This window comes from Oceanobacillus sp. FSL W7-1309 (genome assembly GCF_038002145.1).
GTDB classification, from domain to species: Bacteria; Bacillota; Bacilli; order Bacillales; family Amphibacillaceae; genus Oceanobacillus; species Oceanobacillus profundus.
The window spans coordinates 542633-564042 of the sequence record NZ_JBBOBX010000002.1 but is presented as its reverse complement, the minus strand read 5'-3'; the positions used below and the strand labels follow the sequence as shown (position 1 = coordinate 564042).

At 36.5% G+C, this 21410-nt stretch carries 20 protein-coding genes; 3 read left to right on the top strand and 17 right to left on the bottom strand.

Going from position 1 to position 21410, the window contains the following annotated elements; all coding sequences use genetic code 11:
• Positions 1 to 20: 20 nt before the first annotated feature.
• The 3 genes from NST46_RS15440 to NST46_RS15430 all read right to left on the bottom strand — a co-directional run bounded on the left by NST46_RS15440 (position 21) and on the right by NST46_RS15430 (position 1970).
• Positions 21 to 494, bottom strand: a complete 474-nt coding sequence (locus NST46_RS15440) for a CcdC family protein (RefSeq protein ID WP_095308812.1) — start codon at positions 492 to 494, stop codon at positions 21 to 23.
• A gap of 166 nt (positions 495 to 660) precedes the next feature.
• On the bottom strand, positions 661 to 1365 hold the full coding sequence (locus tag NST46_RS15435; RefSeq protein ID WP_095308810.1) for a cytochrome c biogenesis CcdA family protein: 705 nt from the start codon (positions 1363 to 1365) through the stop codon (positions 661 to 663).
• Positions 1366 to 1748: 383 nt separating this feature from the next.
• Positions 1749 to 1970: a YneF family protein gene (locus tag NST46_RS15430; protein WP_095308808.1), complete on the bottom strand. Its 222-nt coding sequence runs from the start codon at positions 1968 to 1970 to the stop codon at positions 1749 to 1751.
• A 724-nt stretch (positions 1971 to 2694) separates the two neighbouring features.
• Here NST46_RS15430 and NST46_RS15425 point away from each other — a divergent pair.
• Both NST46_RS15425 and NST46_RS15420 read left to right on the top strand, forming a co-directional pair.
• Positions 2695 to 2838, top strand: coding sequence for a hypothetical protein (locus NST46_RS15425; RefSeq protein WP_158586315.1), 144 nt, complete (start codon positions 2695 to 2697; stop codon positions 2836 to 2838).
• Positions 2839 to 2940: 102 nt separating this feature from the next.
• On the top strand, positions 2941 to 3165 hold the full coding sequence (locus NST46_RS15420; protein ID WP_095308806.1) for a hypothetical protein: 225 nt from the start codon (positions 2941 to 2943) through the stop codon (positions 3163 to 3165).
• Positions 3166 to 3413: 248 nt separating this feature from the next.
• On the opposite strand, the gene sirA is transcribed toward NST46_RS15420, so the two are convergent.
• The 4 genes from sirA to NST46_RS15400 all read right to left on the bottom strand — a co-directional run bounded on the left by sirA (position 3414) and on the right by NST46_RS15400 (position 7399).
• Positions 3414 to 3872: a sporulation inhibitor of replication protein SirA gene (sirA, locus tag NST46_RS15415; protein WP_118890415.1), complete on the bottom strand. Its 459-nt coding sequence runs from the start codon at positions 3870 to 3872 to the stop codon at positions 3414 to 3416.
• A gap of 246 nt (positions 3873 to 4118) precedes the next feature.
• Positions 4119 to 6122 (bottom strand): transketolase, encoded by a 2004-nt coding sequence (tkt, locus tag NST46_RS15410; RefSeq protein WP_118890414.1) that lies wholly within the window; start codon positions 6120 to 6122, stop codon positions 4119 to 4121.
• 228 nt (positions 6123 to 6350) lie between these two features.
• Positions 6351 to 6584 (bottom strand): DUF896 domain-containing protein, encoded by a 234-nt coding sequence (locus NST46_RS15405; RefSeq protein ID WP_095308800.1) that lies wholly within the window; start codon positions 6582 to 6584, stop codon positions 6351 to 6353.
• Positions 6585 to 6760: 176 nt separating this feature from the next.
• Positions 6761 to 7399, bottom strand: a complete 639-nt coding sequence (locus tag NST46_RS15400; protein ID WP_095308797.1) for a YneB family resolvase-like protein — start codon at positions 7397 to 7399, stop codon at positions 6761 to 6763.
• A gap of 278 nt (positions 7400 to 7677) precedes the next feature.
• Here NST46_RS15400 and lexA point away from each other — a divergent pair, with 278 nt between their 5' ends.
• Complete coding sequence (gene lexA / locus NST46_RS15395) at positions 7678 to 8301, top strand: transcriptional repressor LexA (protein WP_095308795.1); 624 nt, start codon at positions 7678 to 7680, stop codon at positions 8299 to 8301.
• A gap of 290 nt (positions 8302 to 8591) precedes the next feature.
• Here the strand turns inward: lexA and glnA are convergent, their stop codons facing one another.
• The 10 genes from glnA to mutS all read right to left on the bottom strand — a co-directional run bounded on the left by glnA (position 8592) and on the right by mutS (position 21298).
• A complete protein-coding gene (glnA, locus tag NST46_RS15390; RefSeq protein WP_118888897.1) occupies positions 8592 to 9929 on the bottom strand; it encodes a type I glutamate--ammonia ligase in 1338 nt (445 codons plus the stop codon).
• Between the two features lie 225 nt (positions 9930 to 10154).
• On the bottom strand, positions 10155 to 10517 hold the full coding sequence (locus NST46_RS15385) for a MerR family transcriptional regulator (protein ID WP_118889011.1): 363 nt from the start codon (positions 10515 to 10517) through the stop codon (positions 10155 to 10157).
• A 130-nt stretch (positions 10518 to 10647) separates the two neighbouring features.
• Entirely contained in the window at positions 10648 to 11904 is a 1257-nt protein-coding gene (locus NST46_RS15380) for a methionine gamma-lyase family protein (RefSeq protein ID WP_341137445.1), read from the bottom strand.
• Positions 11905 to 11973: 69 nt separating this feature from the next.
• Positions 11974 to 13206 (bottom strand): GTPase HflX, encoded by a 1233-nt coding sequence (gene hflX, locus NST46_RS15375; RefSeq protein ID WP_341137444.1) that lies wholly within the window; start codon positions 13204 to 13206, stop codon positions 11974 to 11976.
• 55 nt (positions 13207 to 13261) lie between these two features.
• The gene (gene spoVK, locus NST46_RS15370) at positions 13262 to 14179 is read right to left on the bottom strand and encodes a stage V sporulation protein K (RefSeq protein ID WP_379601280.1); all 918 of its coding nucleotides are present in this window, start codon (positions 14177 to 14179) and stop codon (positions 13262 to 13264) included.
• A gap of 292 nt (positions 14180 to 14471) precedes the next feature.
• Positions 14472 to 14696, bottom strand: coding sequence for an RNA chaperone Hfq (hfq, locus tag NST46_RS15365; RefSeq protein WP_095308785.1), 225 nt, complete (start codon positions 14694 to 14696; stop codon positions 14472 to 14474).
• 40 nt (positions 14697 to 14736) lie between these two features.
• Positions 14737 to 15669, bottom strand: coding sequence for a tRNA (adenosine(37)-N6)-dimethylallyltransferase MiaA (miaA, locus tag NST46_RS15360; protein ID WP_341137443.1), 933 nt, complete (start codon positions 15667 to 15669; stop codon positions 14737 to 14739).
• A 22-nt stretch (positions 15670 to 15691) separates the two neighbouring features.
• Positions 15692 to 16141 (bottom strand): Dps family protein, encoded by a 450-nt coding sequence (locus NST46_RS15355; RefSeq protein WP_341137442.1) that lies wholly within the window; start codon positions 16139 to 16141, stop codon positions 15692 to 15694.
• A 551-nt stretch (positions 16142 to 16692) separates the two neighbouring features.
• Positions 16693 to 18558: a DNA mismatch repair endonuclease MutL gene (mutL, locus tag NST46_RS15350; protein WP_341137441.1), complete on the bottom strand. Its 1866-nt coding sequence runs from the start codon at positions 18556 to 18558 to the stop codon at positions 16693 to 16695.
• A gap of 160 nt (positions 18559 to 18718) precedes the next feature.
• Positions 18719 to 21298: a DNA mismatch repair protein MutS gene (gene mutS, locus NST46_RS15345; RefSeq protein ID WP_341137440.1), complete on the bottom strand. Its 2580-nt coding sequence runs from the start codon at positions 21296 to 21298 to the stop codon at positions 18719 to 18721.
• Positions 21299 to 21410 lie beyond the last annotated feature (112 nt).

The window sequence follows — 21410 nt, the reverse complement described above, 5'->3', positions numbered from 1 at the left end:
GCTTCCTATAAAAAATGCGCTTACCCATTGGGTAGCGCACTTTTCTTAAGTTGCAAGAATTGATACAGCATCGATACTCTCCATGTTACGATCATACCAAATGCAAGAATAAAGAACATTCCGCTTGTTTCTCCAAAAGAAATCGTACTTCCGAGAATTAATTTAATAACGATCCTTACAATTAAAAGTCCAAATAAGATAAATGGAAATGCCCGAGAAGGTACAAGAAAAATATCTTGATCCCGAACTTCGAATTTTGAAGATTTTATAAGTAGTATGGAAAAAATCATACCAACAAAGAACGCTTCCAATACTTGAATCCAAGCAATATGGAATACTGGGAAAATAAACATCAATGCACCAGTACTCATAAATAATGGCGGCAAGATAATTTTCTTTACGGAAGCTGGCTTCTTCGCTGCATTTAACCGTACAAATATCATTCCGATAGCCATACCTGCTGCTACAATTGTACTCGCAACCAACCAAAACATGTCAATCACTCTTTCATAAAAATGAATCTATTCCAGATTCATTGATTCACTTTAGTTCACAGTTTAATAACCCACCTGTAAAGAAGCCAATTCACAACGGCTATTAAACGAACTTCATTTTTTTGTTTTTCAATACTATAGTAATATATGCGGCTGTAAAAATCCATTAAAATCCGGAAAAACCAAACCATCCCGCTAAAAATCCTGTCAGTTTAGTCATCCAATCAAAAAAGAGTGCAATTCCCATTAATACCATAACCCAACCACCAATAGTAACGAGTCGGCTGCTGTGCTTCTTAATCCACTTTAATTTCCCAATAAACAGGGATAGCAATATAAATGGAATAGAGAATCCTAGAATGTAACTGATCATCATAACCATACCCACTTCTGGATTCGTTGCCGCTAACGACAAAACGATGAGCAAAATCGGACCAACACATGGTGTCCAACCAAGCGAGAAAGCCATTCCAATAATAATAGATCCAAAAAATCCTGCTGGACGATTTTTAAAATGGATTTTTCTATCTTTCATAAGAAATTCAAAGTTTAATATTCCTACAAGTACAAGACCAAAAAATATAATTACAATTGCACCAATTTGTCTAATAAGATCTTGGTATAACGTAAGAAACTCTGCAATAAATGTGGTAGAAAATCCAATCATGATAAATATACTTGAAAATCCAATCAAAAAACAAAACGTATGTATAAGTGCTTTCTTATTGAGTTTTTTATTTTCATCATTTATTTCACTAACACTCATACCAGTAATATAAGATAAGAAAACTGGATAAAGCGGTAACACACATGGTGAAATAAAAGATAGAAAACCCGCTCCAAATGCGAGGAAAATATTTATTTCTGACATTACAATCCCCCTATCATTTCCATTTTCTATTCTAACAGAAAATGTTATAAAGGAAAGCAATTGATTTTGACAAATAGCGTACACTTTGATTAACACGTACGATTACAGGAAAATATCTCTACAAAATTATATCAGCAATATTATTCATACTCGTTTAAAACATTTTCTATTAGCATGACATATCACCACACATACTTAGCGGGCTATAAAATGATCAAGAACATAAAAAAACCACTCCTTCTGCTTCATTTTTCAACAGGTAAGTGGTTTTTGAGAAAAATTAACCTAATTATTTCTAAAGTGCTGTGACAATTTAACCAAATAAAGTTTTTCCTATGTAAAAGGGTTAACTAACTACTGTCAAACCCTTGATACGAGTGCTTTTACTTTTCACCTTGATTATTCATTGCACGCATCATTTGATTAATTTTCTTTTGCGACGGTTTTTGACCCATTTGCATCATTAATGTCCGAAGCATCTGCTCATTAATAGGTGGATTCTTTTTCAAATAGCTCATCATATATTTTCTTGCAATAAAAAATCCAAGAGCAACACCAGCAATTAACGCTGCTATAGCAATTAGTACGACCCAAATTGTGCTCATCTCTAGTTTCTTCCTCCTTCGTGTTGTCTCTAATACAGTATATTAAATTAACGATGAGAATACAATCGATTACGAAAAGATTGTAACAAATTTATCGAAAACCTGGTCACTCAACGTTTTTCACTTAATTCAAGTTTTTCTTTAGATACATATCAATGCTTCTAAACGAATCTGTTTAATACTATAAAATATGCGTGGGTAGATGTTATTAAGAAAAAGGATTTGAATCTCTCTCTTAATAATCTACATACAATTTCAGCTTCGTATGCTTCGTTAGTTTTTAGAAACATTTCTTTTCCTTCCTGATTATGTCTTTGTTAATACCTTTCTCATCATATTGTATATTCAGTTCTTCATCTTTAAATCCTTCGAGTAGATACATTATCTTAGCACACATGTGTTGGGAAAAATACAGATATAAAAGTAATTAACCCAATTTAATTGCAATAGATGTCGGTTGATCAACATAACTGAAGCCCTGCCTCAACTGCAGTCGCGAGTGTTCTCTACCTCGACTAAATTATAAAAATGAAACCGTTGGGTATACGTCGGTGCAATTAAAGGATATAACGAGGAAGGTTATGGAGTGCTATTTAATTGGAGATAAAGCTGTTCCTTATAAACGGAATGATAGAAGTTGGAAAATGTAAGAGATTATTCTTTAACAATCATTCTATTATTTTGCCACAATTTACTGATATAATGCTATTGAGGTGAGAATAAAATGGACTTTAAATCTATTGCTAAAAAAGGTGCTAAGGCATGGAAGGATATGGATACACAAAAGAAAGACAAACTAAAACAAGAAATAACCAAGAGGATAAAGAGTGAATCTGCTAACAAAATGATTAAAAAACTATTTAAATAAGCAACTAAGGTAAATAGGAGTACATAAACATCTACATTTCCATGCCCTCCTTTAACCTGATAGAAATAACCATATAATTACATAGATAAGGGAGACACCCTAATGGATTACCTTAAAATAGCAAAAGAGTATTATTTAAATCTGATTGAAGTAAGCATACTTATTTATCTCATTCGTGCATTTCCTAATTCAGCATCAATAGAAGAAATGACATGCAATGAAGTTGTTTATTGGCAAGTTCAGAAAGGACTTGACAAATTGATTGAGAAAGAACTAGTAAGCAAAGTAAATCAAAAATATAAGATTCAAAGAGATATTTTAATTTGATGATATGGCTTATAAAGTGTTGTCAATTAAAAGGTCCCCACACGCAGTGATATTAATTGACAATGGTGTTCCACCTAGAACCATAGCTGTTCGTTTGAGAAACACTATTGATATGATATTTATTCTCATTCTACTAAAGAGCAAGAAGATAAAGCAGTCAGTACATTCATTAATAGACTAGCTGGGGCTAATTGATTTAGGTTAGCCCCTAAACACTACAGCACAAAGCTTTTTAAAAGTATATTAAATTAACGGTGAGAATACAATATTTGCCTCATTCTAACACTGTTTTTCTGTGTGATTGGAGAAACCCAACCATAATTGGGGGCTTTTTTTCCTTGGACAAATACAAAGGGATAGCAATTGCGTAACATAGGAAATAACAGCATCGCAGCATCTTGTAATTCGTTGCACTGAAAATGCAAACGCCCATTTTCTGCATGAAGGCGAATCATAATATCATTTTTAGTTAAGTACAGCATGTGACCATCTGTTTGAATTGACATCTGGTTAAGAGCTTGACTATTTAACTGTGCTGCAATGGCCTGTAAAGAAATATGATGAGTAATATATATGTATTGGTCTCTCAAATCTTTTCTAGTTGGATTAGCCTCATATTCTTTAAGAAATCGGTGTAGTATATCACTTTTATGAAAATAAGATCTTGCGACATCCTCTTTGATCCAATAAATAGCATACTCCATCATCTCTACTCTCCTCCCCTTTTAACTCTATTATCTATTATAGAGAAGCTGTGCAGAAAAGAATGTCATATTACCATGCAAATACCAACTAATTTTGTCGAATTGGCAAAACAAAGCGGTAAAGTATATTTTTTCTGTTATTTCACCTTTTTTATGAACAAAATTTTACTATAAAGGCTTTCTTCGAACAATCCAATTTTGCATAAAAATAAAGATGGCTCCAAAATGGAACCATCTTTATTTTAAGCTTTATTTTAAAACGTCCTTAACATGCTTGATAACATTTTCAACTGTAAAGCCATACTCAGTGATTACTTTTTCTCCTTTTGCAGAAGCTCCGAATCGATCAATTCCGATGATTGCTCCCTCATTGCCAACATAACGGTCCCAGCCGAATGATGAAGCCATTTCAATACCGACACGTGCTTTCACATGTGGTGGCAATACTTCATTACGGTATGCCGCGTCTTGCTCTTGGAAACGATCCCATGAAGGCATACTTACGACGCTTACATCAATATCTTTTTCTAGTAATTCTTTCTGTGCAGCTACCGCTAATTGAACTTCAGATCCTGTTGCAAGTAACAGTGCATCAGGAGTTTCTTTCTTAGACTTACTAATTACGTAAGCACCTTTCTTAACACCTTCGTAGGCGTTTTCTTTCGTACCTTCCAGTGTTGGCAAGTCTTGTCTTGTTAACACAAGTGCAGTTGGTTGATCTTTTGATTCTACTGCTAGTCTCCATGCTGCTTGTGTTTCATTAGCATCAGCAGGACGAATCAATGATAATCCCGGAATTGCACGCAACGCAGCTAGATGCTCTACAGGTTCATGCGTTGGTCCATCTTCACCAACAGCAATTGAATCATGTGTAAATACGTACGTAACCGGCGTATTCATAATAGAAGATAAACGGACGGCTGGACGTAGATAATCACTGAAAACGAAGAATGTACCTGCATACACATTTAAACCACCGTGTAACGCCATACCATTCAACGCAGCGCCCATTGCATGTTCACGAACACCAAACCAAATATTTCTTCCCGCATAATTTTCTCGAGTGAAATCTTCATCATCATTCATTGTTGTTTTATTCGATCCTGCTAAGTCAGCACTCCCACCGAAGAAATTAGGTACTGATTTTGCAATTGCATTCAAAACTTTCCCAGAGGATGCTCTTGTTGCCAATGTATCTTCTCCTGGCTGAAATACTGGAAGTTCTTTTTCCCATCCAGCAGGAAGTTCTCCGTTTATTGCAAGCTCAAGCTCGCCGGCTGCTTCTGGATATTTCTCTTTATACGCAGTAAACAATTCATTCCATTGTGATTCTTTTTCTGCACCATCTTGTACAATTTTTTCATTAAAATCTGCATATACTTCATCCGGAACATGGAAATCATCATGTGTCCATTTATAATATTCTTTTGTTAATACTACTTCATCTGTACCTAAAGGCGCACCATGTGAAGATGCAGAAGCAGATTTATTCGGTGAGCCATAGCCGATAATCGTTTTTACCTCGATTAATGTTGGCTGTGTTGTATTGCTTTGTGCCTCTTTAATCGCACTACGAATTGCATTTAAATCGTTTCCATCTTCTACACGAATTACTTGCCATCCATACGCTTTAAAACGCTGCTCTGTATTTTCAGAGAAGGAACGGTTTAGGTCACCATCAAGTGAAATATCATTTGAATCATATAACGCAATTAATTTACCTAAACCTAAATGTCCAGCAAGCGATGCTGCTTCGTGTGAAATACCTTCCATTAAATCGCCATCACTAACAAGTGCATACGTATAATGGTCAACAACGGATAAATCTTCTTTATTAAACTTAGCAGCTAAATGTGCTTCAGCCATTGCCATACCAACAGACATTGCAATCCCTTGGCCAAGTGGTCCAGTTGTCGCTTCTACACCATCTGTATGATTCACTTCAGGATGACCAGGTGTTTTAGAGTCCCATTGACGGAAATTTTTCAAATCATCAATTGTAAGATTATAACCAGATAAATGAAGCAAGCTGTATAAAAGCATGGATCCATGTCCAGCAGAAAGTACGAACCTATCTCGGTTAAACCATTTTGAATTCTTTGGATTATGATTCATAAAGTCCGTCCAAAGCGTATATGCCATTGGCGCAGCTCCCATTGGTAAACCCGGGTGACCTGAATTTGCATGTTCGATCGCATCAATCGACAATGTACGAATCGTATTTACTGATAACTGTTCAATCTCATGTGACATAGTTTCTTGCACCTCTCGTTTCTAAATTAATGGAGTATTCTTCTTCATTCTATAATGAAACCGGTTTTGTAACAAGTAATTCCTTCTATTTTGTTTGCTGTCCAAACAAAATAGAAGCTAACAATGAAATCTTTCGTAAATTAAAACTATTGGAGATAACACAAACAAAGAACAGCTGACCACTTATATAGTAGATCTAACTGTCCTTTATGCAAGCAAGCATTATGATTAATGCATTTTATTCCTTTTTTGTAAATCTCGAACTTTTTGTGGTGTAACATCATTTCCAGCAGGGTCAATTACTGTCATTGTTTTAAATTGGTTTTTAAAAGAACTCCGTACATTATTCAAATATTCTTCTCTTAATTGCTTTTGTTCTTTTTTTTCCTTATCGGATAAACCTTCTTCTTTAGCTTTCTTCGCCAATATATTAATACGTTCTAGTTTTTCTTTTGATAGCATAGAACGGACCTCCCACTATTTAAAATAACATTAGAAAACTTGGCATTCGTCAAGATTTCAGGCGAATGTCTTACCAAACTGCAAAGTAGTATGCATTCCTTCCTATTTGCAAAATAAAAGACAAGAATAATAATCTAATTCCTGTCTTTACATCGTACTCTACACGCTAGCGATATTCAAGTATTTCGAAATTCTTTATACCTCCGATGAACAGTTGCCTTCGAAACATTATACCCCAATCCATTTAATGTTTTTGTAATTTCATCAAAGGTAAGGTTGTTTTGACGCAGGCGGACAACTTCCTCAATCGGAAATGAAATACGATCTCTTCCTGGTGCGTGGTTAATATTGGAGAGGTTTTTACTTGGATTATAACCTTCTCGAATAGCCTTTTTCACCCCACGTTTTATTTTCATGTTGTGAATTTTTCGTTGGTATTCCTCAACAATTCCTACAATCTGCAAAACCATCGAATCTGATTCAGTTAATTCCAACTCTCCATCTTGCATCACTGTGTAGATAGGAATCTGCATTTTATTCAACTGATGAAACAGGGCAATTTTCGTATTCCCCCTACCTAGTCTTGTCTCATCCTGAATCAATAAACAATTAGCTTTGTTTGCAGAAAAATAATCGAGCATTTGAAAGATACCTTCTCGTTCAATTTGATAGCCACTCTCTTGCTCCTCAATACAATCAATAACCGTAAAATTATATTTTGCTGCAAGATTGAATAATTCTTGCTTCTGCCGAGCTAATGAAGTTTCTTGCGTTTTTTTATCTGTACTAACACGGCAGTATATCAGTGCATTCAAAACGTCGTGCCCCTTCGTAAAATATTTTACCCACTAATAATGATAGAAAAGTATAAGAACCCTAATGTTAACGCAAAAGCTACTAAATAAAAAGCATCCGTTTTTGAAATTTTTTCAAACATGATTATAGCCCCCTTTTTAAGAACGACTGTTCGATTAACAAAAGTATACTACCGAACATATGGTCTTGTCAACTTTTTTTAGAACGAATGTTTGCTTAAGTATACGTAAAATGGTAAACTATCATTAATAAATCCTATGTGAGAGGTGAAAAAGAGATGACAAAACTTTCAAAAAGACAACAAATGATTCTTGAGTTTATAAAAGATGAAGTTAGAAAAAAAGGATATCCACCGTCTGTACGTGAAATAGCAGCCGCTGTTGGTCTTGCTTCTAGTTCTACCGTTCATGGGCATCTTGAGAGAATTGAATCGAAAGGATATATTCGCCGGGATCCTACAAAACCAAGAGCAATCGAAATTATGGATCTATCAGAAGATAGTCATATACCTAAAGAAGAAGTTCGCTATGCTCCAGTGATCGGTAAGGTTACTGCAGGTATTCCAATTACTGCCGTTGAGAACATCGAGGAATTTATTCCGCTTCCTAGTACAACCGCAAGTCCTGATGATAATTTATTTATTCTGGAAATTGATGGAGAAAGTATGATAGAGGCCGGAATTCTTGATGGAGATATGGTTATTGTTAAGCAACAAAACACTGCAGATAATAGTGATATTGTTGTTGCAATGACCGATGATAATGAAGCAACAGTAAAGCGATTTTTTAAAGAAAAAGGACATATTCGCCTACAACCAGAAAACGCGACGATGGAGCCGTTAATTTATCAAAATGTCACGATTTTAGGAAAAGTAATCGGCTTGTACCGAAATATTCATTAATCTATCGGCACGGCCGGAATAATATTCCAATATATACGTATTCAATAGCCCTATCACAAAAAGTGTTGGGCTTTTTTCTATTCGTTATCCTTCAAGACGTTTTATAAACAATATAAATACCGTTCACACTTATGTATGAACGGTATTTGGAACTAATCGTTATATGAAGTTTATTAAAAGGAGTTACAATACATCACTCCGATAATTTGGTGATTATTTCGTGGGTACATGCCAAATATCAAGCATTGAACTTCACTAAATATTTAACCGCACTCACCAAATAAACACGCTTAATAATTTGTTAGATACTGCTCTCTCTCCCATGGGTGAACAGTTGTTCTGAACATATCCCATTCAATTTCCTTCGCTTCAATAAAGTGTTCAAATAAATGCTCACCTAGTGCTTCAACAAGTACTTCATCTTTCTTAAGTTCAGTTAGTGCATCCATTAACGTAGCAGGTAAATCTTTAATACCATTTGCTTCGCGTTCTGCTTTATCCATTACATAGATGTTACGATCAATCGAAACTGGCGGCTCCATCTTATTTTCCACTCCATCTAAGCCAGCAGCTAACAATACAGAAAGTGCCAGATATGGGTTTGCGGCTGGATCTACACTGCGAACCTCAATACGAGTGCTTAACCCTCTAGATGTTGGAATTCGAATTAATGGACTACGGTTTGATCCAGACCAAGCAACATAACAAGGTGCTTCGTATCCAGGAACTAATCGCTTATAGGAATTTACTGTTGGATTTGTAACAGCTGTAAAATGCGTTGCATGTTCTAATATTCCAGCAAGGAATTGAAATGCAGTTTTACTTAATTCCATATCACCACTTTTATCAAAAAAGGCATTCTCTTTACCGGAAAACAATGACATATTCACATGCATTCCAGAGCCATTTACTCCGAATAATGGTTTTGGCATAAAAGTTGCATGCAGATTATGCTTTCTTGCAATTGTTTTAACAACTAATTTAAAAGTTTGAATATCATCTGCATGCTTGATCGCATCAGAGTATTTAAAGTCAATTTCATGTTGCCCTGGAGCTACCTCATGGTGAGAAGCTTCAATCTCAAAGCCCATTTCTTCCAACTCCAAAACGATATCCCGACGGCAGTTTTCCCCTAAATCTGTTGGTGCTAAGTCAAAATATCCACCATGATCATTTAATTCAAGTGTTGGCTCACCATTTTCATCCAGTTTGAACAAAAAGAATTCAGGTTCAGTCCCAATATTAAATGCAGTGAATCCTAACTCTTCCATTTTCTTTAGGTTACGCTTCAAGTTGTATCTCGGACATCCAGAAAACGGTGTTCCATCAGGATTATAAATATCACAAATAAAACGAGCTACCTTTCCTTTTTCTGAAGTCCATGGGAACACTACAAACGTATCCAAGTCTGGATGTAATTGCATATCCGATTCTTCAATACGAACAAAGCCTTCAATCGATGAACCATCAAACATCATTTTATTATCCAAAGCTTTATCTAGTTGACTTAGCGGGATTTCGACGTTTTTGATAGTTCCAAGCATATCCGTAAATTGCAAACGGATAAACTTAACGTTTTCCTCTTTAATTTGCTTCTTGATTGATTCCTTTGTAAATCTCTCTCCCATACTTGCTTCTCCTCCTAAAAATATATTATAAATATGCTGCGGGAAGCTCCTGAAAAACGTCGTTAAATATCATTGCTTCCCTTACCATACTTAACACCTTTTTCATTAGATGCTTGGTATTCGTAAAGGCTATTCTTAGAAACTAATTCATCAAATTCTAAGAAAACCCAACACTTGTGCAAGCCTCTTGAGAACAACTGTACAGTTAGGAAATTTTAAGCTTACCTAACTGCGAAAAAATCTTGAAAGTTCGCCTTGTCGCAAGCTTGTTCTTCCCAGTCTACCAGCTTCACTTAACTCATGTTTTAAAATTTTTCGAAGTTCTTTATCAGATATATCCGATTTCTGCTCAACCTTCTCCTCAACGATTACTTCCCCCTTAAGCAAAAGCTTTATCCCGGCTAGATTCAAGCCTTTATCTAAAAGGTCCTTAATTTCTAAAAGTTTGTCAACATCATTGAAGGAAAACAAACGTTGATTGCCAGAGGTTCGTTCCGGTGTGATTAATTCATTTTCTTCATAATATCTGATTTGTCTCGCTGTTAGTTCAGTTAGTTTCATAACTATACCAATTGAGAACAAGGGCATCGAACGACGATCTTGATCATTCAAAAGATAACCCCCTAAGCTTTTATAACAACATTATAAATTATGTAAGGTATCCTGTCAATTATATGTCAGGAATTCTAACATCGTTTTTCATAGAAACTCTTTATAGTCATTCTATTCCCTTTTTAACCGGTAAAAAACCTTTATCCAATAATGCTTTTACGGATTCTTTTAAAGCGATTTTCACATGAGAATAGGTTAATCCTCCTTGAACAAATGCTGTAAAGGGCTCTCTTATTGGGCCATCTGCTGATAGTTCAATGCTTGCACCTTGAATAAATGTACCAGCGGCCATAATGACCTCATCCTCATATCCCGGCATTTCGCTAGGGTACGGTGTAACAAAGGAATTTACTGGAGAATATTGCTGGATGGCCTGACAAAAAGCTATCATTTGATCCGCTTCTTTAAAGGTTACCGATTGAATTAAGTCTGTTCGTTTCTCCTTATAACCTGGTGATGTTTGAAACCCGACCAACTCCAGAAAACGCGCGGTTAACACTGCTCCCTTTAACGCTTCCCCAACAATATGTGGTGCAAGGAAGAACCCTTGATACATTTCTTGAAGCATGTTCATCGTAGCACCGGTCTCTTTACCAAGTCCTGGAGCTGTTAAACGATTCCCGCATTGGTGTATTAAATCCGCTTTCCCAACAATATATCCACCAGCTCGTACAATGCCACCACCTGGATTTTTAATTAAAGAACCAGCCATAATGTCTGCCCCAACCTGAAGTGGTTCCTTATCTTCCACAAATTCACCATAGCAATTATCAACAAAAACAATAATGTCTTGATTGATTTCCTTTACAAAACGAACCATTTCACCAATTTGGTCAATTGTAAAAGATGGTCTTTCATCATATCCTTTCGAACGCTGGATACCAATAACCTTTGTTTTCTCATTGATTGCATGTTTTACCTTTCTATAATCAATTGAACCATCAGCCGTCAGTGAAACTTCATTATAATTAATATGAAAATCCATTAAGGAGCCCGCATTATTTCCTCGTTTACCGATTACTTCTTCCAACGTATCATAAGGTTTTCCAGTTATATAGATTAATTCATCATTCGGTCGCAACAACCCGAATAAAGCTGTGGAAATCGCATGTGTCCCGGAGACGATTTGCGGACGAACGAGTGCATCTTCTCCGCCAAAGACATCCGCATAAACAGCTTCTATCCCCTCTCGCCCTAAATCATCATATCCATAACCAGTCGTCGAATTAAAATGACTATCGCTAATCCGATTTTTTATAAAAGCATCGAGTACTTTCTTTTGATTCATTTCTACAATCTTATTAATTTCTTTAAATCGCTCTCCACAATTTTCTTCTGCTTGTGTTATCCAATTTTCTATCATCTGTTTTTGTTTCTCCTCTTCTAGCTGTTCATTTGTAAAAAGTAATGTCGACTACATTTAATTCATTTTCTATAATAAGAAATGATTCAATGCATGGTCTTTTCTTATAGACCCTTCAATCAAATATTTATTTTTATCTTCATCAAACTGTTTACAAGTAATAATTGTCTCTTTCGTAAGTTTATTGATTAAATTGCCTTGATCGGGATTTAATTCAACCGAATAAGGTTGCCACTGTTCTTTAAGCATGTCTTCCACCTTTTGCAAAACCAACTCATTGTCCTTTTTATCGTATGCACTTACTAACAGGTATGGATGATTCTCTGGTATAAAGTCCCCTTCCACCATATCTCTTTTATTATACAGTGTCAGCATCAGTAAATGATTTGCCTCAAGCTCTTCAAGCAAACGATTTACAGTATCCTGCTGCTGCACTTGGTCCGGATGGGATGCGTCTACTACATGTAATAAAAAATCTGACTCAACGACTTCTTCTAATGTTGACCTGAAGGAAGCAATTAATGCTGTTGGAAGCTCCTGAAGGAATCCAACTGTATCTGTCATAAGCAGTTCAAACCCTGAAGGCAAACGAACCTTTCTCGTTAATGGATCTAATGTTGCAAATAAGAGATCTTCCTCAAGTGAGTCACTCATCGTTAATCGGTTAAATAATGTTGATTTTCCTGCGTTGGTATAGCCTACAATCGCTATTTGGAAAGTAGCATTATTTTTTCTTCTTTTACGGTACTGTGTTCTTTGGTTAACAACTTGCTTTAATCTGCTCTTAATATCATCGATACGCTTATTTATATGTCTTCGGTCCGTTTCCAGTTTTGTTTCCCCTGGACCTCTTGTCCCGATTCCGCCCCCAAGTCTTGACATTGCCACTCCTTGACCATGTAACCTCGGCAGCATATATTCTAGCTGAGCGAGCTCAACCTGCAGTTTCCCTTCCTTCGTTCTCGCACGCATTGCAAATATATCAAGGATAAGCTGACTGCGATCAATAATCCTTACTCCAAGAAGGTCTGTCAAGTTTCTTAATTGTCCTGCCGAAAGCTCATCATTCGACAGGACGAGATCGATTTCCACTTCTTCCATAAACGCAATCATTTCGTGCACTTTTCCCTCACCAATATATGTAGCAGGGTGGATACGATTTCTATTTTGAGTCATAACCTTTTCTACCGTTCCACCTGCAGTTTTGCTTAATGAGATTAATTCTTCTAATGAGGAAGAAAAAAGTTCATCACTTTGTGTCTTTTGTTTTACTGCGATAATTAGTATTTTTTCTTTAGACATTTGTAACCTCTTTCTTTTATGTCTTGCTTTTGTATTTCCATCATAACAAAGAACGTTAATCAGGGTCTAATTGTAGGTCATTTCCAGTAAGTTGAATCAAATCTTTCGTTGTATAAGTCGCTTGCTCTAAAACACGCACTGCATGTAATCGAATTGCACGCTCAATCACATTTCGTACATACCTTGCATTGGAAAAATTTCTGTTTTTCTCATAGAGCTTTTTATATAGATGATTTCGCAGCTCCCTTTCTGCTTCTTTTGTTAGGTTATATTCCCGAAGCGATGCCATCTGCTTCGCGATCTCCATCAATTGATTTACCTCATAGTTTGCAAACTCAAGGATAAAAGGAAATCTGGACTCCAAACCAGGATTAAATGTTAAAAAGCGGTCCATCTCATACGGATAGCCAGCCAAAATAAGGACAAAGTCATCATGATTATCCTCCATATGCTTTACTAAGGTGTCAATCGCTTCTTTACCGAAATCCTTTTCTCCACCACGCGCTAAGGAATATGCTTCATCAATAAATAGTATGCCACCCATCGCTTTCTGAATAATTGCTCGCGTTTTTTGCGCTGTTTGACCAATATATTCCCCTACAAGATCAGCTCTTTCAGCCTCTATAAAATGCCCTTTGGAAAGAATATTCATATCATAATACATTTTAGCCAGTTTTCTAGCTACCGTCGTTTTACCTGTGCCAGGGTTACCTTTAAAAAGCATATGCAATACTTGCTTCGAGCTTTTTAATCCCATTTCTTTCCGTTTTTCATTCATTAAGATTGTTGCATAAATTTCCTTTATCGTCTGCTTCAAATTATTCATTCCAACAAATGAAGAAAAAGCAGCATCAACCTTGTTGAACGGACTGTTTTCGATTGATAGTGGTTTTGCGTTTGGTATAGTATCTTTTCGTTCCTGTAAAATTATATTAATCTTTCCATTTTTATATCCTTGCATCTGTGTCACTATGAAATCACCCCTTATTCCATCCCATTATACGCAAACAGGAAGATATGCGTGACAATAGCCCAGCATATGGTATTTCAAATGCAACATGATTTTATAAAAAATGAAGTCATGTAACCACTAAAGTCATTTTAATCGCAATCCAATCGAACAGTTACGCTTCTTAATATGTCGCCATTTATATCATTTATGTACCAGTACAACCACATCAATTGATTACATGAGGTGTGTCTCTAAATATTTCCACCTCTAAAAGCAGGAAAACGGACGCTTCAATTAGCGTCCGTTACAATAGCTATTCTTTATCCAAAGTTACATTTTTAACTGGAGCAAAGGTTGAGATAGCATGTTTAAAAATAAGCTGCTGTTTACCATCCGTTTCTACTAAAACTGTAAAATTGTCAAATGCTTTAACAATACCCCTCAATTGAAAGCCATTTGTTAAAATCACAGTAACTGAAATATGATTCTTTCTCAATTGGTTTAAGTATTGATCCTGAATATTGACTGATTGCGCCATCAAACTTCCTCCTCTTTTCTATCTGTATGTATTAATTCTATCATTTTTTCAAAATTCCTGCTAATTCCTCGAAAATTAATGTAAAATCTTCATCAATTGTGGAAGGAGTTACAGAATACCATGTAACATCCATTTTGTTTTTGAACCATGTATATTGTCTTTTTGCATATCTTCTTGAATTTCGTTTCAGCAATTCAACCGTTCCCTCTAAACTTTGTTCACCTTTAAAGTAGCTGATCCATTCCTTATAACCGATCGCTTTCATCGATTGACAGCTGGCATATCCTTCATCATACACTTTTTTTACTTCTGTTTTTAAACCTTTCTCAATCATTTGATCTACTCGATCGTTGATTCGCTCATATAATAGCGCTCTTGGCATTTCTAATCCAAGCAATATCGGGTTATAAGGTGATTCCATCACTTGGTTTTTTTCGTATTCACTCATTGTCATTCCAGTTGTTTCATAGATTTCCAATGCACGAATAACCCGTCGGTGGTTATTTGGATGAATTTTCTTAGCTTGCTCTGGATCAATTTGCTCTAGCCGCTGATATAACGGCATAATTCCTTCTAACTCAACTATTTCCTCCATCTCTTTAGTAAGTAGAGGGTCCCTTTTACGATCTGAAAAATTATAATCATAAAGGGCGGCCTGTATATACAATCCACTCCCACCAACAATAATCGGCAACTTTCCTCGTGCTGTAATTTCAGCAATGTATTGCTGTACCAGCGCCTTAAAATCAGCAGCAGAGAAGTCCTCATCTGGCCCTCTTATATCAAGCATATGATGCGGAATACCTTGCATTTCCGCCTGCTTAATTTTTGCTGTACCAATATCTAGTCCTTTGTATACTTGCATAGAGTCTCCGCTGATAATTTCACCATTAAATCGTTTTGCAAGCTCAATGCTTAATTTTGTTTTGCCAACAGCGGTCGGTCCCATAATTGCGACTACATTTTTTTTCATAGTATTCCCCTAAATTACGTTTTTATTCATAAGCTGTATAAGCCTTTAACATCCAGACATCTTTCTCTAGCTGGCCTTGTAATGTTATTAACAAATCTGATGTTGGTTCATCATTTAATTCCCCAGCAAGCGGAATGCCTGTCTGTTTCATTTCCGATATGATTTGAGCGAAATCGTGAATTAATTGTTGGATGATCTCTTCCTCTTTATCATCTGCGTTAGCTTCATCCAATGTTGCTTCTTTTAAATATTTGCTCATAGTAGCAAGTGGCTTTCCATCAATCATTAAAACCCGTTCTGCGATTTCATCAATATCTGTCGCAAATCGTGTATATAATTCCTCCATCTTTTCATGTAACTGAAAGAAATGTCTACCTTGAACAAACCAATGGTAGCGGTGTAATTTTACATACATAATAAAGTAGTTTGACAGTAATTGATTTAAGAAATTAACTAGCTTTTGATTTTCCACTTTACACACACCTAAAATGTATTTGCAATAATGCATAGTGTTAGCTTTGGCATGGTGTGAACAATTTATACATATCGAATTTAACTCCCGTACAGATTAAGAAGTTCCAACTGTAATCCGAATGATTCTTATAATATATAAACTGTGGATTAGTGTATTTAAATGGATTGTGCGTCTACCCGCTCCGGAAATATACTTCGCTAGTATATGCTCACCAATTATTACTTGTGGAATTAATAAAAACGATATCGATGTGCTACCAGTCCGGGTGAGCGCAGGGCGTGACTCCAGTGGGAATAGCGCGTGTCTGAAGACTCACCGGAAGTGGGTTTCTTCCGGAGAGGCTGAAGCCGTGCCCACGGAAAGCATCCGCCCGGAGCGATCCCGACGGCGATTGTTGCACATACTTGAAGAAAACAACCGAGAAGTTAGTTCGGAGTTTCTTTCAAATACTACTTAACTAGGTTACCAAAAGAACCTTGGGCCTATAGTGGATTCTAAACTAATCAAAACAACAAACTTACAAACTTTACTTTACGGACAATGGTTGGTTACATAACGCGCTTGAACATTTTTTCCAGTTCATACGTCGAAAAGTGAACAATAATTGGCCTGCCATGTGGGCATGTGAATGGGTCGGTTGTCGTTCGCAAGTCTTCCAGGAGTCGAAACATTTCTTCCTGCTTTAAATAATGGTTTGCTTTGATGGAACGTTTACAGGACATAAGAATTGCTGCTTCTTCACGAATCGATTCCACATTCACTTTCTCTTCATTCATAATTTGCTCGACCATCTCGCGTATAACTTCTTCCTCAAACCCTGTCGGAAACCAATTTGGGTGTGAGCGAATTACATAGGTTTGATTCCCAAAAGCTTCGAAAAACAAACCCACTTTCTCAAAACTTTCTTTATATTGCTCAATAAATATTGCTTCTCGTTTTGAGAATTCAAAGGTCATCGGTAAAAGCAATTCCTGTGATTCATTCATAGGCTTACCTAATTTCTCTTTAAAGAATTCGTATTTGATTCGTTCCTGCGCAGCATGCTGATCAATCATATAAAGTCCATTTTCATTTTGAGCCAGGATATAAGTTCCTTGTAACTGACCAATAGGATACATAGTCGGCACACGTTGTTGATCGACTTCTATAGGCTGTTGCTCTACCACTGGTGTCTCTATATAGGATGCGGCAGGAAAACTCTCTTCAGTATCCGCTTCATCTTTCGTTGCTGTATATTTTTCTTCGTATTCAACGGAAGAAGCATCAGGCTCTCGAACCTCATTGACTGGTGGATTGTATTTTACCAGCTGTTCTTTCGACTGCAACCCTCCGTTCTCACGCTCTCTCTCCACTACAGGATTATCAAAATTCATCGTATGTTGGACCGATTTCTCTTTCGGTGTCACTTTTCTTTCCATTTCTGGTATTAATGTTATTTCTCGAAATTTTTGTTTAATCGTTTCTTCAATTGCTGTAAACAATTCCCTATCTTTACTAAATCGAACCTCAAGCTTCGTTGGATGGACGTTCACATCGACCAGAATTGGATCCATTTTGATTGATAACACAACAATGGGTGACCGCCCAATTGGCAAAAGCGTATGGTAAGCACGAATAATTGCTTGGTTCAATGCTACACTTCGTATATAGCGTCCATTTATAATAGTAGAGATATAGGCTCGTGAAGCCCTTGTTACTTCAGGCTTGGCAATATAGCCTCCAATTGAAAAATCAAGGGTCTCATGCTTAATTGGGAGCATTTTTTTAGCAATATTCATTCCATAAATTTGTGAAATAACTTGAAGTACGTCACCAGTTCCAGCTGTTTTGAATAAACCTTTCCCATTATGTGTCGCCTCAAAGCGTATTTCTGGATGGGATAGGGCTAATCGATTTAGCAGGTCTGTAATGTGACCTAATTCCGTGTGCAAACTTTTCATATACTTTAATCGAGCTGGCGTATTAAAAAAAAGATTCTCTACGATGATTTCCGTTCCTTTACGTGCATCGGACTTCTTTTTTTCTAATACCTTTCCGCCTTCTAAAGCTAGAAAAGTACTTGCCGAATCACCCTGTGAGGTTTTAACAATTAGTTTACTAACAGAAGCTATACTAGCTAAAGCCTCTCCACGAAATCCAAGGGTTTTCACATGGAATAAATCCGTTTCGTTTTTTATTTTACTTGTAGCATGCCGGAGGAACGCTTTCGTTGCATCTTGCTCGGACATTCCGTCACCATTATCAGTAATCTTAATCTGCTGTAAGCCGGCTTCAACGATATCTACCTTAATCCAAGTACTGTTTGCATCGATGCTATTTTCCACGAGCTCTTTTACGACAGAAGCCGGTCGTTCAACAACTTCTCCTGCTGCTATTTTGTTTGCGAGACTCTCAGACATTTGTATAATAGGCATGCAAAAAATCCTTTCTTTTTTGAAACAGTTCATAAGTCCGGTAAAAAGGAACGTGGAGAACATCACATCCTGTGCAAGTCCGTATCGCACGCAAAAACTTCGCCGCCTCTAACCTACTAGCCAATCTCGTTCCTTTTTATGTTCCTTTTGAACACATATTTTATTGCTTCACCATTTTCTGTAATCTGTACAATTCATTCATTGCTTCCAATGGTGTCAGTTCAAATAGATTTAAATCTTTTAATTCCGTTACAACCATATGCTGCTTAGCAGACTGCTTTTCTTTTTTTGCAGGAAGCTTTTCCTCAACGAAGAAACTTAATTGACCATCTTCTATTTTTTCTGTCCTCGGTGTTGGTTTATCATCACTTTCTAATTCCTCTAAAATGACGGTAGCTCGTTCAATTAAAGCATCCGGCAGCTCAGCAAGCTTTGCAACATGAATGCCATAGCTTTGATCTGCTGCACCTTCTTTAATCTGGTGTAAAAACACAACTGTTCCTTCATTTTCTTCTGCACGAACATGGATATTTTTAAGATTTGACAATGAATTCTCCAGTGCCGTCAGCTCATGATAATGGGTAGAAAATAATGTCTTAGCATGAATATTATTATGAATATATTCAACAATAGCTTGTGCTAAGGCCATTCCATCATATGTGCTTGTTCCTCGTCCGATTTCATCCAAGAGAATCAAACTTCGATCGGTTGCATTTGCAATTGCATGCTTCGCTTCCAGCATCTCAACCATGAATGTACTTTGTCCTGAAACCAAATCATCTGCTGCTCCTATACGAGTAAATATTTGATCAAAAATAATTAATTCAGCCTCTTCACAAGGGACAAAACAACCAATCTGTCCCATAATAGCTGTTAATGCTAGTTGCCGCATATATGTACTCTTGCCTGACATATTCGGACCAGTAATTAACAAGATACGCTTGTCCTCATCCAATGTAATATCATTCGGTACAAATAAGCCCTCTTTCATAACTTGCTCTACAACCGGATGGCGACCATTTTTAATCATTAATTTGGTACCTTCAAATGTTGGACGCTGGTAATTATTTTCCTCACTAACTGTTGCAAATCCTTGTAATACATCAATTTTACTTACAACCTCTGCAAGTTGCTGAAGTTCAGGAATATGCGTTTTTATTTTCTCTCTGATTTCGATAAACAATGTATATTCTAAATCAACACTTTTTTCTTCTGCTTCTAGGATGAGAACTTCTTTTTCTTTCAGCTCAGGAGTAATATAACGTTCTGCATTTGTTAATGTTTGTTTTCGCTCATATCTACCTTCAGGCAAAAGGTGAATATTAGCTTTTGTCACTTCGATATAATAGCCGAATACCCGATTATAGCCCACTTTTAAGGATTTAATGTTGGTTTCTTCTCTTTCTTTTTTCTCAAGTTCTGCAATCCAGGTTTTCCCATTCTTAGAAGCATCCCGATAGGTATCCAATGTTTCATTATAGCCATTCTTAATAATCGATCCTTCTTTAATCGATATTGGTGGGTTTTCTACAAGACTATCATCTAATAATGTAACAAGATATTCAGGATAGACAAGTTGTTCGGCAAGTTTGCTAAGTTCCTTTACCTGAAACTGCTCTAATGTATTCTTCAATTCCGGAATCTTTTGCAGCGATACTTTTAACTGAATTAGGTCTCTAGCGTTCACATTACCGAATGCGATTCTTCCAGCTAAACGTTCGAGGTCATAAACGGATTTCAAAACCTCACGCAATGTATCGCGCTCCATAAAACCACGATAAAATCCTTCAACCGCTTCGAGACGCGCTTCAATTTGATTCTGATCAAGCAATGGTCGTTCTAACCATTTTTTGAGCATTCGTGATCCCATTGCAGTAGCAGTTTTATCTAGTACCCAAAGCAGACTACCGTGTTTTCCCTTTTTCATAATCGTTTCTGTCAATTCTAAATTTCGTTTGGAATACATATCAAGTGAGAGATGATCCTTTAACCTAATAACTTCTGCAGGCTGCAGATGGTCGAGGGATCTCTTTTGTGTATCTTGAATATAATTCAATAGACGACTAAATGCTTTCATTAAACGTTCATCATTTAAGTTCTCACTTAGATTACGATATTCCGCACTGAACGCTACTTCATTTTGATATGACAGTGTAATATTCAATCTTTCTTTCAGTTGCAGCTGCATTTCTTCCGGTAAATTGGAAGAAATAACAATCTCTCGAATCGGCTGATTAAACAGTTCATGAAGAACCGAATCCCACCCACCGGTAATTAATGCAAGGTTATTCTCCCCCGTAGATAGATCATTATAAGCAACTACATAGGAACCATCCTTAAAATGGGAGAGACTTGCTATATAGTTGTTTTCTCCTTCTTTTAGCATATTGCTTTCCATTACTGTTCCCGGTGTAATCAGCTGAACAACTTCCCTTTTTACTACTCCTTTTGCTGTTTTAGGATCCTCTACTTGTTCGCAAATCGCAACTTTATATCCTTTTTCAATTAATGTTTTTATGTAATTTTCAGCAGAATGGTGCGGGATTCCACACATCGGAATTTCTGCTTCACTCTTTCCCCCACCTCTTTTTGTAAGGGTAATTTCTAACTCCCTAGCAGCATCAATTGCATCTTCATAAAACATTTCATAAAAATCACCCAATCTGTAAAAAAGGAATGCATCTTTATATTCTGCTTTTATTTTCATATATTGTTCCATCATTGGTGTAAGCTTAGCCATCGTAAATCCTCCAACTGCCCAAAAATATTCTTCTGCAATTATAGCATAAATCAGCCTCAATAGTAGAAACGAAAAATTACACTGAAAATGATGAAACACGATCGTACGCTTT